General features: G+C 62.6%; 14 protein-coding genes. 10 read left to right on the forward strand and 4 right to left on the reverse strand.

The genetic code is table 11. The features are described from left to right. The first annotated feature begins 244 nt into the window (after window positions 1–244). Entirely contained in the window at window positions 245–787 is a 543-nt protein-coding gene (locus MFF34_RS06800; protein ID WP_238211571.1) for an AAA family ATPase, read from the forward strand. Here MFF34_RS06800 and MFF34_RS28230 read toward each other — a convergent pair. Continuing rightward, window positions 773–1,360, reverse strand: coding sequence for a hypothetical protein (locus MFF34_RS28230; protein ID WP_374707382.1), 588 nt, complete (start codon window positions 1,358–1,360; stop codon window positions 773–775). The genes MFF34_RS06800 and MFF34_RS28230 overlap by 15 nt on opposite strands. 118 nt (window positions 1,361–1,478) lie before the next feature. Here MFF34_RS28230 and MFF34_RS06810 point away from each other — a divergent pair, with 118 nt between their 5' ends. The 8 genes from MFF34_RS06810 to MFF34_RS06845 all read left to right on the forward strand — a co-directional run bounded on the left by MFF34_RS06810 (window position 1,479) and on the right by MFF34_RS06845 (window position 9,604). Continuing rightward, window positions 1,479–1,943, forward strand: coding sequence for an Lrp/AsnC family transcriptional regulator (locus tag MFF34_RS06810; protein WP_081717555.1), 465 nt, complete (start codon window positions 1,479–1,481; stop codon window positions 1,941–1,943). A 175-nt stretch (window positions 1,944–2,118) separates the two neighbouring features. Next, a complete protein-coding gene (locus MFF34_RS06815; protein ID WP_238211573.1) occupies window positions 2,119–2,970 on the forward strand; it encodes an STAS domain-containing protein in 852 nt (283 codons plus the stop codon). A 4-nt stretch (window positions 2,971–2,974) separates the two neighbouring features. Further along, a complete protein-coding gene (locus tag MFF34_RS06820) occupies window positions 2,975–3,337 on the forward strand; it encodes an STAS domain-containing protein (protein ID WP_238211576.1) in 363 nt (120 codons plus the stop codon). Next, window positions 3,334–3,738: an anti-sigma regulatory factor gene (locus tag MFF34_RS06825; protein ID WP_238211579.1), complete on the forward strand. Its 405-nt coding sequence runs from the start codon at window positions 3,334–3,336 to the stop codon at window positions 3,736–3,738. Before MFF34_RS06820 ends, MFF34_RS06825 begins: the two co-directional genes overlap by 4 nt. Next, entirely contained in the window at window positions 3,729–4,745 is a 1,017-nt protein-coding gene (locus MFF34_RS06830; RefSeq protein WP_238211581.1) for an ATP-binding protein, read from the forward strand. Before MFF34_RS06825 ends, MFF34_RS06830 begins: the two co-directional genes overlap by 10 nt. Then, a complete protein-coding gene (locus MFF34_RS06835) occupies window positions 4,738–5,604 on the forward strand; it encodes a sensor histidine kinase KdpD (protein WP_027596408.1) in 867 nt (288 codons plus the stop codon). Before MFF34_RS06830 ends, MFF34_RS06835 begins: the two co-directional genes overlap by 8 nt. After that, window positions 5,594–7,531, forward strand: coding sequence for a response regulator (locus MFF34_RS06840; protein WP_238211583.1), 1,938 nt, complete (start codon window positions 5,594–5,596; stop codon window positions 7,529–7,531). The genes MFF34_RS06835 and MFF34_RS06840 overlap by 11 nt, the downstream gene beginning before the upstream one ends. Before the next feature lie 522 nt (window positions 7,532–8,053). Then, complete coding sequence (locus tag MFF34_RS06845) at window positions 8,054–9,604, forward strand: sensor histidine kinase (protein WP_238211585.1); 1,551 nt, start codon at window positions 8,054–8,056, stop codon at window positions 9,602–9,604. A 36-nt stretch (window positions 9,605–9,640) separates the two neighbouring features. On the opposite strand, the gene MFF34_RS06850 is transcribed toward MFF34_RS06845, so the two are convergent. After that, on the reverse strand, window positions 9,641–9,946 hold the full coding sequence (locus MFF34_RS06850) for a hypothetical protein (protein WP_027596411.1): 306 nt from the start codon (window positions 9,944–9,946) through the stop codon (window positions 9,641–9,643). 232 nt (window positions 9,947–10,178) lie between these two features. On the opposite strand from MFF34_RS06850, the gene MFF34_RS06855 reads away from it, so the two are divergent. Continuing rightward, window positions 10,179–10,412: a hypothetical protein gene (locus tag MFF34_RS06855; RefSeq protein ID WP_238211618.1), complete on the forward strand. Its 234-nt coding sequence runs from the start codon at window positions 10,179–10,181 to the stop codon at window positions 10,410–10,412. Between the two features lie 49 nt (window positions 10,413–10,461). On the opposite strand, the gene MFF34_RS06860 is transcribed toward MFF34_RS06855, so the two are convergent. Both MFF34_RS06860 and MFF34_RS06865 read right to left on the reverse strand, forming a co-directional pair. Continuing rightward, window positions 10,462–11,970 (reverse strand): TolC family protein, encoded by a 1,509-nt coding sequence (locus MFF34_RS06860; RefSeq protein WP_238211587.1) that lies wholly within the window; start codon window positions 11,968–11,970, stop codon window positions 10,462–10,464. A gap of 38 nt (window positions 11,971–12,008) precedes the next feature. Further along, on the reverse strand, window positions 12,009–15,076 hold a 3,068-nt coding region (locus MFF34_RS06865), incomplete at its 5' end, for a VCBS domain-containing protein (protein WP_238211589.1).

Below are 15,076 nucleotides of genomic sequence, written 5' to 3' on the forward strand. Positions count from 1 at the left end.
CCCGCGAATGGGGCTACGCGGTGCATGGCACCGGCTTCGCCGGTGTTCGCGGGGCAAGCCCGCTCCCACGTGCGTTAATTTTTAGAAATTGCGCAGACAGTTGCTCCCCCAGGTCCCTGCTAAATCAATGAATGATTTGTTGTTGGGAGCCGGCTAAACCGATGAAGTCTATTTTTGTGTAGGGATTGGACTGCCCCTCCAGAACCTGCACAATTGCCGGCTTTTTTCGCGACAGGAAGCGGCCATGCAACGGATTGTGATTCTGGGAAATGCCGGCAGTGGTAAATCCACCCTTGCCCGCGCCGTGGGCAAGCGGCTTGGCGTGCCGGTGGTTCACCTGGATACCCTGTTCTGGGAGCCCGGCTGGGTTGAACCGGACGCCGAGCAGTTCCGCCAGCGGGTCGGCGAGGCGACTGCAGGGGACAGCTGGGTGTGTGAAGGCAACTACGCCCGGCGCACATTCGACCTGCGCCTGCCCCGTGCCGACCTGGTCATCTGGCTCGATACGCCCCGGCTTACCTGTTTCACCCGGGTGATCCTGCGCAGCGTCATGAACCGGCCCCGTCCAGACCTGCCCGCCGGTTGCACAGAGAAACTCGACCGGGCGTTCCTGACTTTCCTGAACTTCGTGTGGAACTTCGATCGCGGCTACCGCCCAGGCATCGAGGCGCAGCGCCTGGCGAAAGGGCCGAAGGTGCCTGTCGTGCACGTGCGTGGCAGCCAACAGATTGCCGCGTTTCTCGACAGCTTGCCGGCTGCCGGCGTGCTGGCGTCAGGCGGGCAGTAGCGCACGCATCGCAGCGGTCACGGCGAGGGCGAACAGCATCACTGGCAAGATTGAAAACCGTGAAGCGGCATAAGCGGTAAGTGCCAGGGCGATGAGGTCTGCGGGGTGGCCAGAAACGAAGGCGGGCGTGATCACGGCAACCAGCACGCAGCCAGGGGCGGCGTTCAGCACCCGGGTGAATGGCTTGGCCCACAGGTACGCGCTGACCAGGCCGGCCAGCGTGCCCGCCAGCACGTACCCGCCACCGGGAATCAGCAGGTAGAACAGCCCTGCAGTCACCAGGCTGAACAGCCAGGGCAGGGCGGCGTGCACCCCTTTCCACAGGCCCTTGAGCAGCACCAGCAAGACGGCGGCAAATGCCATGTCCAAGCCGTAGGGGTGCAGGTCACCCAGCAGCGGCCCGATCAACGCGCCGAGCGTGATGAAGCTGACCCAGGCCACCCACTGACACCCCCTCGAAGTGGCGCCTGTGCGCGGGCTCGATTGGGGTGGCGGCTCGGTGGTCGCGGCAGCGGGGCATTCGCGTTCTGGCGTTGCAGGGGGGTCTTCAACTACGGATTCAAGGGCATTCATGGTCACCTCCAGTGGGGGCAAATTATTCCAATGAATCGCTGAAATCGGGTTGCGTAGTGGCTCTACTGGCGTGAGTATTTGGCATCTGCTGCCGAAATATTCCAATCAAAGGTTTTCAATGCCAATCAAACTCGACGCCATCGATCGACGTATCCTACGGGCGCTGCAACGCGACGGCCGCCTACAGAACCAGGAGCTGGCCAAACAGGTGGGGTTATCGCCCTCACCGTGCCTGCGGCGGGTGCGCCTGCTGGAAGAAGCCGGCGTTATCGAGCGCTATGTGGCGCTGGTGGACCCGGCCAAAGTGGCGCTGGGCCTGACCTTGTTTGTGCGGGTGTGGCTCAAGCGCCAGGACCAGGACACCACCGATGAGTTCGTCGAGGCCGTGCGGCTTTTGCCCGAAGTGGTGGAGTGCCATGTCATGGCGGGTGACTGCGACTTGCTGTTGCGGGTGGTGGCAGCGGACCTTGAGGCCTATCGCCGCTTCCAGATCGCTCACTTGACCAGCCTGAGCGTGGTGCAAAACGTCAAAACCGAAGTGCCCATGGAGAAAATCAAGCTCACCACCGAGTTGCCGGTGTAGGCGGGCTTCGATTCGCAACGCGCCAGGCAATCTTGGCCTAGAGTTAGCGGCACGCGCGATGGCGCAATGCAATTAATTGCCAATCGCCACAACTATTTCCCTCGGCAAATGTCACTTCTCGGAGCCGGTACGAATTATGGGGCACCGGCCACGCATTTTACGGAGCTAACTCGACATGGCAGCACTGCAGAACAGTACGTTGGAAGCGATTGTCAGCAATCAGGCGCAGCTGCTGAGTGAGTGGCACGCCGCACTCGAAGCCAACGGGGCGACGCGTAACATCCGCGAACAGGACCTGCGCCAGGAAACCCGTGAATTCCTCCAATTGGTGGTCGACGGCTTGCGCAATGAAAGCGGCACCAACATCGCTGCCGAAGGCTGGGAAGAGACACGCCGCTTCCTCGAAAAGCTGTCTGCCAGCCGCGCCCAGGTGGGCCAAGAGTCCCATCAGACGGCGTTCTTCATCTTTGCGCTGAAGGGCCCGCTGTTCAACTTGCTGCAAGCCCATTACCGCGAGCAGCCCGCGCTGCTGGCCGAGCAGCTGTGGGAAATTTCGTCGCTGTTCGATGCCTTTGGCCTGCATACCATCCGTACCTATCAAAAGAACCGCGAAGCCGTGATCAAGCGTCAGCAGGAAGAGCTGCTGGAACTGTCGACCCCCGTGGTCAAATTGTGGGAAGGCGTCCTGGCGTTGCCACTGATTGGCACCCTGGACTCCCATCGCAGCCAGACCGTGATGGAGTCGCTGTTGCAACGCATCGTCGACACAGGCTCCGAGATCGCCATTATCGACATCACGGGCGTGCCAACAGTCGATACCTTGGTGGCCCAGCACCTGCTCAAGACCGTGACCGCCATCCGCCTCATGGGCGCCGACTGCATTATCAGCGGCGTGCGCCCGCAAATTGCGCAAACCATCGTGCACCTGGGCCTGGACCTGGGCACGCTGACCACCAAGTCCAACCTCGCCGATGCCCTGAAGCTGGCGCTGGCGCGCCTGGGTACCGCTGCTGGCGAGCGGGGCTGAGCCCATGGAGCGAATCCCCATATTGCAAATGGGCGAGTTCCTGCTGGTGACCATTCAGGTCGATATGCATGACCAACTGGCGCTGCGCCTGCAGGACGACCTGACCGATCGCATCGAACACACCTCGGCCCGAGGCGTGCTGATCGACATTTCGGCGCTGGACATGGTCGACTCGTTCATCGGCCGCATGATCGCCAGTATCTCGGGGCTGTCGCGCATCATGGATGCCGAGACCGTGCTGGTCGGCATGCAGCCGGCGGTGGCGATCACCCTGGTGGAGCTAGGGCTGACGCTGCCGGGTGTCAGCACCGCGCTCAATGTCGACCGCGGCATGCACCTGTTGCGCAAGCGGGTAGGCCACTCATGATTCTTCGTGAGCAGGGCAGCCAGCCGGTGCGTATCGAACAGGACGTAGTCCTGGCCCGTCAACTGACCCGCAAGATTGCCAGCGACTGCGGCATGCGCCTGGTCGACCTGACCAAACTAGTCACGGCTGTCAGTGAACTGGCCCGCAACACGGTGGTGTACGGCGGGGGCGGCGACATGGACTGGGAGGTCATCGAAGAGGCCGGCCGTGTCGGCGTGCGCCTGGTGTTCCGTGACGAAGGGCCGGGCATTGCCGACATCAAACTGGCCCTGACCGATGGCTGGACCTCGGGCGGCGGCCTTGGCCTTGGCCTGACCGGCGCACGACGCCTGGTCGACGAATTCGAGCTGGACACCGCGCCCGGGCAAGGTACCCGGGTAATGATCACCCGATGGATATGAGCCTGAGCGCAAGCCTGACCCAGGTGCTGCGCCTCGACGATGCCAGCCAGGTCGGTCACGCCCGACGTGTGGTGCAGAAACTTGCCGAACAGCAGGGCTTCGACGCCGCCGATGCAGGCCGGGCAGCCCTCGTCGCCACCGAACTTGCCAGCAATGTGCTCAAGCACGCCGCACGCGGCGAGCTGCACCTGCGCGTGCTCGCCCATGGCGAACAGCCTGGCATCGAGTTGCTGGCGGTGGACCGCGGCCATGGCTTCGACCTGGCCAACTGCCTGGTCGATGGCTATTCCACCGGGGGCACCCAAGGGATCGGCCTGGGCGCTGTGAGCCGTCTGGCACAGGTGTTCGATGTGCACACCGACGCACAAGGCGCAGTGGTACTGGCGCGGGTCTATAAACAAGACGGCACGCTCAAGGACATTCGCCTGGGCGTCAGCCAGCATTCATTTCATGACGACCCAGCCTGCGGCGATACGTGGCACGTGACGCTCGGCGAGCAGCGCGTGAGTGCATTGCTGATCGACGGCTTGGGCCATGGCGAAGAAGCAGAACGCGCCGCCAAGGCAGGCGCACAGGCCTTTGCCCAGAGCCCGTTCAGCGCGCCCCAGCAACTGCTGGGCGAGTTGCACCAGGCCATGGCCGGCACGCGCGGCGGGGCCGTCGCGATTGCCCAGTACGAGGGGGCGCACGACAGTGTCGCGTTCATCGGTATCGGCAACATCGGCGCCACCCTGGTCGGCGGCGAACGCCCGCGGGGCCTGGCCTCGCACCCCGGCATCGTCGGCGGGCAATACCGCAAAGGGCAAGTGTTCGACTACGCTCACGTGAAGGGAAACCTGTTGATCATGTTCAGTGACGGCCTGCAGTCCCGTTGGAACCTTCAAGCCTACCCGGGCCTCGTGCTTCGCCACCCGGCCGTGATCGCGGCGGTATTGCACCGCGACTTCTGCCGTGGGCGGGACGATGTGACCGTGCTGGTCCTCGATCTGGAGACGGTGCATGCCTGACGACAACCGGGCCGAGCAGGCTGCCTGCATGGCACACCTGCAAGCCGAAAACCAAGCCCTGCGCGCTGAGCTGGAAGAAACCAACCAGGGTGTGCTGGCGCTGTATGCCGAGCTCGATACCCAGGCCGAACAGTTGCGCCAGGCGTCGGACCTTAAAAGCCGCTTCCTGTCCTACATGAGCCACGAGTTCCGCACGCCGCTGGGCTCGATCCTGAGCATCACCAGCCTGCTGGCCGATGAAGTGGATGGGCCGCTGAGCAAAGAGCAGCAATTGCAGGTGGCGTTCGTTAGCAACGCCACGCGCGAACTCAGCGACATGGTCGACGACTTGCTCGACCTGGCCAAGATCGAAGCCGGTCGCATCACCATCTCGCCGGCCTGGTTCGACATGCTCGACCTATTCGCTGCCTTGCGCGGGATGTTCCGTCCGATCGTCGACATGGGCTCGGTGGACCTCATCTTTGAGGAGCCACACGGGCTGCCGAAGATGTATACCGATGACAAGAAGCTCGCGCAGATCCTGCGCAACTTCATCTCCAACGCGCTGAAGTTCACCACCCGCGGCGAAGTGCGGGTGTCGGCGCACTTGCAGGGCAACGACCAGATTCGTTTTGCTGTGACCGACACGGGCATCGGCATCGCGCCTGAGCTGCTGGGCGGGCTGTTCGAAGACTTCGCCCAAATCGACTCGCCGCTGCAGAAACGCCTGCGCGGCACCGGCCTCGGTTTGTCCCTGTGCAAGCGCTTCGCGGCCTTGCTGGGCGGTGAAGTAGGGGTGGACAGTGTGCCGGGCGAAGGGTCGTCGTTCTTTGTCGTCATCCCGCTGGCGCTGGCCCAGGAGAGCGTTGATGAACCCTGACATTCGCCTGCTGATCGTCGACGACAACGTCGCCACGCGTTATGCGCTGCGTCGCCGCCTGGCCCTGCATGGCTACCAGGTGCTGGAGGCGGGCACCGGTGGTGAGGGGCTGGCCATGATCGGCAGCGGGCAGATCGACGGGCTGATCCTTGACGTCAACCTGCCGGACATGAGCGGTTTCGATATCGTCCGGTTGCTGCGCGCGGACCCTGAGACTGCACTGCTGCCGGTGATTCACGTGTCGGCGGCGTCGATCCAGACCGGCGACATCATTACCGGGCTCGATGCCGGTGCCGACGCTTACCTGGTGCATCCAGTGGACCCGGATGTGCTGGTGGCGACGCTGCGGACCCTGATGCGGGTGCGCGATACCGAGCGTGCGCTGCGCGCAAGCGAGGCCAACTTTCGGGAAATCTTCACCAATGTCTCGGCACCCATCGCCGTGCTCGATGCCGAGCTCAAGGTGCATGAGTGCAACCATGCATTCGCCCAGCTGACCCAAGACAACCGTAACCCCAAGGCGCTGCAGGAGTGCTTTGTCGACGGTCAGCAAACCGCTATCGCCGCCTTGCGCCAGCACCTGGCCGCTGGCCAGCGCTGGCGTGGCACGCTGGGCATGAGCGTGCACGGCCAGCCACGGGACACCGAGTGGCAGCTTTCGCCCTACCGAGCGCCAGGGTTCTGCCTGGTGTTCGTCGAGGACGTCACCGAACACCGCCACCGCGAACGCTCGCACCTGGCACGTCTGGATGACGCCAACACCCAGCTGGCGCGAGAAATGGCGCAGCGGGCGCAGACCGAGGCGCAACTGCTGCAGTTACAAAAGATGGACGCCTTGGGCAGCCTGACAGGGGGAATCGCCCATGATTTCAACAACCTGCTGACCGGCATCATCACCAGCCTGGAGCTGATCCGCAAACGGGTGGCGCAGAACCGTCTGGAAAAGATCCCGAGTTACGCGGACGCCGCGCTCAGTTCAGCCATGAGCGCCGCTTCGCTGACCCACCGGCTGCTGGCATTTGCGCGCCAGCAGCCATTGGATACCCGCCCGGTGGACATCAACGAGCGTGTGCGCTCGCTTGAAGAGCTGATCACCCGCACCATCGGCGAACGGATCGCGCTGGTACTGGAGCTTTCCAGCGAGCCGACCATCGCCCTGGTCGACCCGATCCAGCTGGAGAGCGCGGTGCTCAACCTGGTGATCAACGCCCGCGATGCCCTGGCCAAAGGCGGGCATATCTGGGTCAACACCGCGGCGAGCTGGTCGCATGGCAACCCTTACCTGCAGGACGGCCCCTATGTGGCGGTGAGCGTGCGCGATGATGGCGGCGGCATCGAACCGGAGGTGCTGGAGCGGGTGTTCGACCCGTTCTTCACCACCAAGCCGGTAGGCCAAGGGACCGGGCTAGGGCTATCGACCATCTATGGCTTCGCCCGCCAGTCGGGTGGGCATGTGTCGATCTGCAGCGTGCCAGGGCAGGGGACCGAGGTGACGTTGATGTTGCCGGCCAGCAGCCACCAGGTCACCTGTGAGGCACAGGTGCCACAATTGGACCAGCGCGGCGCTGGCGAGCATGTGCTGGTGGTCGAAGACATGGCCTCTGTGCGCCTGTCGGTGGCAGAAGTGCTGGCCGACGCGGGTTATCGCTGCACCCTGGCCGAAACCATCGAGCAAGCGCTGGACCACCTGCGCGAAGACGCCGACATCGAGTTGTTGCTGACCGATGTCGGGCTGCCGGGCATGAGTGGCCGCGAACTGGCCGACATGGCGCGTATTTACCGCCCGGGGCTGCCGGTCTTGTTCATGACCGGTTACGCCGAGACGGCGCTGGATCGGCAGGCATTTCTGGACACGGGGATGGACCTCTTGATCAAACCTTTCCAGATCGGTGATCTGCTCGACAAGGTGCGACTTAGCCTTGGTTAGCACAACTCGATGCGCGGTCATGACATAAGGGGATTTTAAAGTTGGCATGAAATTCTCATGCCTAACCGTTATGCGACCCATCCTGTCGACCTGTACACAACTTCCTACGCCAAAAAGAGCAAAAGGGGGCTTCATGAGTTGTCTGATTTGCGCTGGACATGCTGATTCCGTCGAATGCCCGCTCGGGTGGGAAGAGCGACGCTGCTCGCAATGCGGGTGTTACAGAATGTCTCAATCACTCATTCTAGTGATGATGGAGGAGGGGCAGATTTTCGATACCGAGCGCATGCGGGCGTGGCTGGCCGCCCGGCGAGAGGAGGTATCCATACCCTCTATCGAACACCATCAGGCAATCTTGGTGAGTTGAGCAGATGACCTGCCATGTGTTCGGCGCGCATGAGCGGTGGGGTTAGACTGATTTCGTTGTTGCATCAGGGCAATGCGCGGTGTAAACCACAGTGCTGACGCACTGGCGAAAGCGCTTCAGCGTGCATCTTTATCTCGTTTCTGGAAATACTCCCCATGCAGCATCAATCTCCCGACGAAACCATTCGCGCCGCGTTGCAGAAGTCGCATGCCAGGCTCCGGCGGCAGCATGAACTGGTCGTCGAGTACGGCGTCATGTCGCTGAAGTCGTCTAACCTGAATGCGCTGCTGACGCTGGCGTGCGATGTCGTGGCCAAGGGTATGGAGACGCCATTCGCCAAGGTGCTCACGCCGATAGCGGACAGCGACGAGTTTTTGCTGTCCCATGGCGTGGGTTGGGACGAGGCCGACATCGGTCATGCCACGGTGGGCGGGGACATTGCCAGCCCCGCAGGCTATGCCATTTCCACCTACCGGCCAGTGCTGTCGAACCACCTGGGGCAGGAGCAACGCTTCAGAACCCCGTCATTGCTTAAAAAGTACGGCATCGAGCGTGCGATCAACGTACCCATTCGCGGGCCATCCGCCCCGTTCGGCGTGCTCGAAGCCGACAGCAGCAATGGCGAAGACTTCATCGAAAGCGACCTGGTGTTCCTGGAGGGCATCTCCAACGTCATCTCCATGGCGGTCGAGCGAATTTCTGCAAGCTCGGAGATGCATTCGTCCGACCCTTATTCGGAGAGCGTGCTCAACGCCAGCCCCGATTGCGTGAAGATCCTGTCCGCGAGCGGCGACATAGAATTCATGAACGATGCCGGCATGTGCCTGATGCACATTGGCGACCTGGCCCAGGTTCGCGGTGTGGCGTGGTCGCAGCTATGGCCTGACGAATCCCGAAACCTGGTGCTGGAAGCGATCAGTAAAGTCACAGGCGGCGAGTCGACCCGGTTCGAGGCTTTTTGCCCAACCCAGCAACAGGAGCCTAAGTGGTGGGACGTGACGGTTGCGCCGATTTTTGGCGAGCAAGGAGACTTTCAAAAGATGATCGCTGTTTCACGCGACATCACCGAGCGACGTCATCATGAAGCCCAGCTGCTGTCGTTGATCGACGCGCAGAACATCAAGCTGAGCAAAAGCGACCTGTACCTGGAGGAAATCCATCACCGGGTCAAAAACAGCCTGCACTTGGTCAACACGTTGCTGTTGCTGCAGGCAAACATGGCCCAGGATGAAGCGGTAAAGCTGCAGCTTGAGACGGCGGCGACTCGGGTATTGACCATCGCCAGTGTGCACGAGCGGCTTTATCAGAACGCCGAGGCCCAAGCCGTGCGGGCCTGTGACTACCTTGCGGCGTTATTGGGTGATCTGGGCAAAGCGTTGGCCGAGCGCAGAATCTTGCTCAACGCGGACACGTTCATCCTACCCGCCGAACGGATGGCGCCACTGGGTTTGGTGATTTCCGAACTCATCACCAACGCCTTGAAGTATGGCAAAGGCACGGTGGAAGTCAGCGTGATTGGCCAAGGGGATCATGCGCTGATCACCGTAACCGACGAAGGCGATGGTTTTCCGGAGTCCTACCCAAAACCAACGGGTACCGGCCTGGGGATGCGTTTGGTTAAAAGCTATTCGGGTTATGGCAACCAGGCGATCACGGTTGACCGTGCGCAAGCAAAAAGCACGATCCATGTGCGTTTCAAACTTTAGCCCCAGGGCCGTATTGCCACCCCGGGGCCAAAGGCATCAGCGGTCTTCATCTCGTTGCTGAGCATCCCCGTGGTCGGCCTGGCCACCCATACGGCCCTTGTCGGCGGGGTCTTGGCGGTTGGCTTGGTCAGTGCCGGGCTGCCCACCTTGGCGCCCCGTGTCAGTTGAGCGGTCCCAGTCCTTGTTCATCTTGTCTTCAGGTTTCTGTCCTGGTTGCTGGCCGCCTTTCTGTTTGTCGGGCATGTCGCCCCCGGCACCCTGGCCGCCTTTCTGACCGGCATCGCCGGCACCGGTATTGGCGTTGCCGCCTTGGTTTGCACCCCAGTCTTGATTGTTCGCCATGACTGCATACCTCTGTTCACACACAGGAAGGTCTGTGTTCAGTTGTGACTTCAGGGCAATCTTGGGCGGTGCATTTATTGTTGGGGAATCTGACAAAACGCCTGAACAACCGCCGGCCCGGTATTTATGGCTCCAATAATCCTAAGCTTTTTGGGTTTAACCACATTCTTTGCATGAGCCAGCTTGAGTCTTTCCCATATGCAGACTAATACTAAAGAACTGCCGGAGAGGGCTGATTATGCACATGCGCTTCGTTGTGGTTCCTGGTGTACCTCGCCATAAAGAGATCTTCCCTCGGCGCATGGGTTTTCCCAGTGCCTTGGGGGAGGGTTATGACCTTTACGATACGCAAGAAAAGGTGCGCCTAAGCCTGAGCTTTTCGACACGCGCCGAAGCGGAGTTCGAATGTGCGTGCCGCAATGAGTTCAAGGGTAACGATGACGCGAACTTCGTCGGAATTGGATGAGCGCATGCAGAAACAGGCAACGCTGCCTGTTTCTGCATCAATGTAGGCCTTATTGGCCGGCGGCCAGCAGGTTGTCGCGGGTCTGTTGCTCAACGGTGTTCTGGATCTCGCGAGCCAGGGCTTTTACATCATGCTGGGCAATTTCCTTGGGCATGACCTGGAACCCGATCGAGTTGTACAGCCGGCCCCAGGCAGCTTGGGCGTCGGAGTAGGCCGCTTCGCGCTGGTAACGTGACAGCAGCAGGCGGCCTTCGGCGCGGATCAGTTCCAGTTCGCTGCCCAGCGCGGCACTGCGCGACGACTGCGCGTAGTTGAGCAGGCTCTGGTCCACCCGCAGGCTCTCATCAGCAAACTCCACCTCCTGGCGCGCCAACTGGTAGCGCAGCAGGCCAACGCGGACCTGGGTGAGGATCGCCATCGACAGGGCCGTGCGGCGCATGTCGTCGGTTTTCTCCTGGCTTTTCTCCGCCGCGGTGATGTCCGGGTACTGCAGCAGGCGCAGCAGGTTCATCGAGACATTGATACCGGTCTGGTTCCAGTCGCTGTTGTACAGGTATTTGTTGGAGTCGTACTCGTAGCCATAGTTGAAGCTCACGTTAGGCCACAGCTGGGCCTTGGCGATCTTCAGGTCGTTCATGCTCACGCGTTTGCGGTACCACTCTTCCATGATTTCCGGGCGGCGTTCCAGCGACAGGCGCTCCAGTTGCTCGGCGTTGCTTTTCAGCAGCGGCAGCGGCGGTTCGCTGGTATCGGCCAGGACCATGCGGGTATTGGGCGGCAGCGACATCAGCGCGGCCAGTTCGGCGCGGGCGAACTCCAGGTCCTGGCGACGCACGGTGAGCATGTACACCGAATCGAGCAGGGCGCGCTGGTAGGCGAGGATGTCCTGGCGTGGCAGCAGGCCTTTGCCCTCGGCTTCACGGGCTGACGTCAGGGCGCGGTGGGTGCGCATCAGCAGGCCATCCACCTCGGGCAGCAGGCGCTGCGCGCCAAGGGCGCGCCAGTAGGCGTTGCGCACGTCCTGCAACACGTTCTGCGCGACCTTTTCACGGCGCTCTTCGGCCATCAGGATCTGGTCATTCTTCTGCTGCGTGCGGAAATAAGCGACGCCGAAGTCCAGCAGGCTCCACGACAGCCCTAGGCTGTAGAGGGTGCGGTAGCGCTCTTCGGAGGTAGACGGGCGCAAGCTGACCTGGCGGTCCTCGATGCCGATCGACGTGCCACCGGAATCGTTGTTACGCCCGGCGTAACCGGCCGAAGCGACCAGGCGCGGCAGCATCTCGTGGCTGGAGACATCGCGCAGGTCCGATGCCAGCGCGCTTTCCAGCAGCTTCAGGCGATAGTCGAGGTTGTACTTCAACGCCCGCGCCGAGGCTTCGTAGAAGGTGATCGGCCCGTTCACCGGCTCCTGTTCCTTGTACATCCGCGCCTGGTCTTCGATCACCCGCTGGCGCATTTCGTCCTCGGTGAAGGGTTTGGGTTCGAAGGCGGAGCAGGCGCTGAGCAGGATGCTGACAGCGGTGAAGGTGCTCAGGCTTTTCAATGTTGATACTGACATAGGCAGTCCTTGATCCTTCCGTGAAATAGGCATCAGCTTCATGGGGCATTGCTGCCGCGGCGTTGGGCGGCTTCGCGCAATTGCGCACGGAAGCCGTGCGCAGGCTGTGGCGGTTGCTCCGGTGGCGCCACCATGTCAGTGGGCAGCGGTGCCCACACCGAAGGGTCCGGCAGCAGGCCATCGGCGGTCAGGCTGATGACCCCGTGGCGGCCGTCGACCCAGTTCTGTTCATGCGCGCTGGCGCGCCGGCTCTCGGCCACTGCGCGGGCAACGAACTGGCCATGGACCTGGCCAAGTTGGCTGCCGAGCGACTGGCTTTCGATTTCGGGGGTGGCGAACAGGCGCACATCGCTGCCGTCGGCGCCCCAGGCGGACAGGGTCAGGGTTTCGTCGACCCGCTGCACCACCGGTGCCACGAAGATCGCCGGGGTCACGTCTGGCAGTGGCTGCGACGACAGCCCAGTGCGGCTGTCGCGGTCCACGTACGGCCCTGGCGGGATGTACGGGGTGGAGATATCCAGGGTGATGGTCAACTGGGCCTGATCGGTGGCACCTGCCAGGTCGCTGAGCGTGTAGGTGAAGTAGTCCTTGAGCACCTGCCCCAGGCCGGCCGCCGCCAGCACGTCGCGGTTGCTCAGGTCGATGGTGTAGGTGTAGCTGCCATCTGCGTTCAGCACCAGGGTGCCGTACTGGCCTTTGATGGGCTGGCCGATGACGCCGACAGTGCCGCTACCGGCCTCCTGGCCGCTGCGAATGCCGGTCACGCTCAGCCCGTCGCCGCCGTCTACATCGCTGTCATTGGGCAGCACGTTGCCGCTGGTGTGCGGTGCCGGCACCTGATCGCTGGCGGTGTTGCTGTCGTCGCGGGCCACCGGGTTGTCGTTGGCGCCCTGGATAGTCACGGTCAGGCGGGCATCGGCAGTGATGCCTGCAGTGTCGCGCATGCGGTAGGTGAACACCTCCCGCAGCGATTCGCCGGCGCTGCGCATGGCCTGTACGGTGGGGTTGGTATTGTCGACGACATACTGGTAGCTGCCGTCGGCGCTGATCAGCAGCGAGCCATAGAGGCCTTGCAGCACCTGCCCGGCAGACGCGGTCTGGCCATTTTCGCCGGTGTATTGCAGCACCGTCTTGGTCTCGCCGTACTGCACGCCGTCGACATCGGTGTCGTTATCCAGCACGTTGCCGCGGGGGTCGACGCCAGCCGTGCCGTTGTTCACGCCGCCGGCCTCCACTGCGATGGCGGTATCGTCATTGGCCACGGGGTAATCGTTGCGGCCGTCGATGGTGATGGTCAGCAGGCCGTTGGCAGTGCCGCCCCAGAAGTCGGCCAGCAGGTAGGTGAAGTTGTCTACCAGGGTCTGGCCGCTGACGCGCAGTTGCTGAACGGCCTGCAGGCTGTTGTCCAGCACGTAGCTCCATGTGCCGTCGCCATTGAGCGTGAGGTCGCCATACTGGCCGCGCAGGGTTTGCCCGACCTGGCTGGCATTGCCCGGCAGCGGGCCGTCGCCACTCCAGAACGCCAGCACTTCGAGGGTTTCCGGGAACAGGATGTTGATGGTGTCCGGGTCGCTGTCATTGTCCATCACGTTGCCGCTGGGGTTGCTGCCCGGGAGGGTGTTGTCGACGCCGCCGGCCTCGACGGCCAGGCCCTGGTCGGGGCCGGCAATCGGCGGCTGGTTTTCGCCGCGGATGAAGACGGTCAAGGTCGCGGTGTCACCCAACCCGCCGCCGTCGGTGACTTGGTAGGTATAGCGCTGGATGACGAAGCCCAGCGGGCCGAGGGCAATGATGTCGGGGTCGTTGGAGTTGACCACGAAGCGGTAGCTGCCGTCGGCGTTGAGGGTGAGGGTGCCGTAGTTTGTGGTGACGGTGGCGCTGCCGGTCAACGGGTCGAGGGTCGGGTTGCTGCTTTCTTCGCCCAGGCCCACGGCGGTGACCACTTTGCTGTCGTTGGCATCGACATCGGTGTCGTTGTTCAGCACATTGCCGGTGGGATTGCGCCCGCCGCTGCCATCGTCGTCCACCGCCACGGCGTAGGCGAAGTCGTCGTGGGCCACTGGGGTGTCGTAGCGGCCTTCGATGGTGATGTTGATCTGCGCTTGGGCGGCGGCGCCGTCGGTGTCGTGCATGCGGTAAGTGAACGTTTCGCGCAGTTGCTCGCCGGCCTTGAGCGCCTGCACGGTGGCCAGGCTGTCGTTGACGGTGTAGACGTAGTTGCCGCTGGCATCGATGCTCAGGGTGCCGTAGGTGCCGGCTACCAGGGTCGGGCCCGCAGACACCTCAATGAACGTGCCGCCCGCGGCGAGGGTGCCCAGGTAGATGCCATCGACTGTCTTGCTGTCGCCGGCATCGACGTCGCTGTCGTTGCTCAACGCGTTGCCGCTGCCCTGCTGGCCAGGCGTTGTGTTATTGGTGCCGCCCGCTTCGATGGCAATGGCATTGTCATCGGCTGCGACGGGGGTGTCGTTGCGGCCATGGATGACCACGGTGAAGTTGGCGGTGACGACTTTGCCGTTGCCGTTGCCATCGCTGACGCTGTACTGGAACACCTCGGTCAGTTGGTCGGCATCGGTGCGCAGGGCCTGGACCGCAGCGTTGCTGTTGTCCACCACGTAGCGGTAGTTGCCCTGGGCATCCAGCACCAGGCTGCCGTAGTTGCCGGCCAGTGCTTGGCCCGGTGTGCCATTGATGCCATTTGGGCTGACCACGGTGCTGACGGTCAGGGTATCGCCGTCCGGGTCGGTATACGCGCCCTGGATATTGCCGCTCGGATCCAGGCCAGGGCTTGTGTTGTTGAGCCCGCCCGCCTCGATGGCGTCGACCGTTACAGGGTTGACCACGGGTGGGTCGTTGACGCCGGTGACGGTGATCACCAGTTGCGCCTGGTCGCTCAGGCCACCGCTGTCGTGGATCTGATAGGTAAAGATCACGTCCAGGCTCTGCCCAGCCGTCAAAGCAAGGAGGGTTGGGTCGGCGCTGTTGACTTCGAAGGTGTAGCTGCCGTCCTCATTGAGGATCAACTGCCCGAAGTTGCCACTGATCAGGCTGTTGTCGGCCAGGCGGCCAACCGTACCGGTGATAGTGGCCGGCGCGCCGCTGGCCA

Source organism: Pseudomonas sp. PAGU 2196 (genome assembly GCF_022179005.1).
GTDB classification, from domain to species: Bacteria; Pseudomonadota; Gammaproteobacteria; order Pseudomonadales; family Pseudomonadaceae; genus Aquipseudomonas; species Aquipseudomonas kermanshahensis.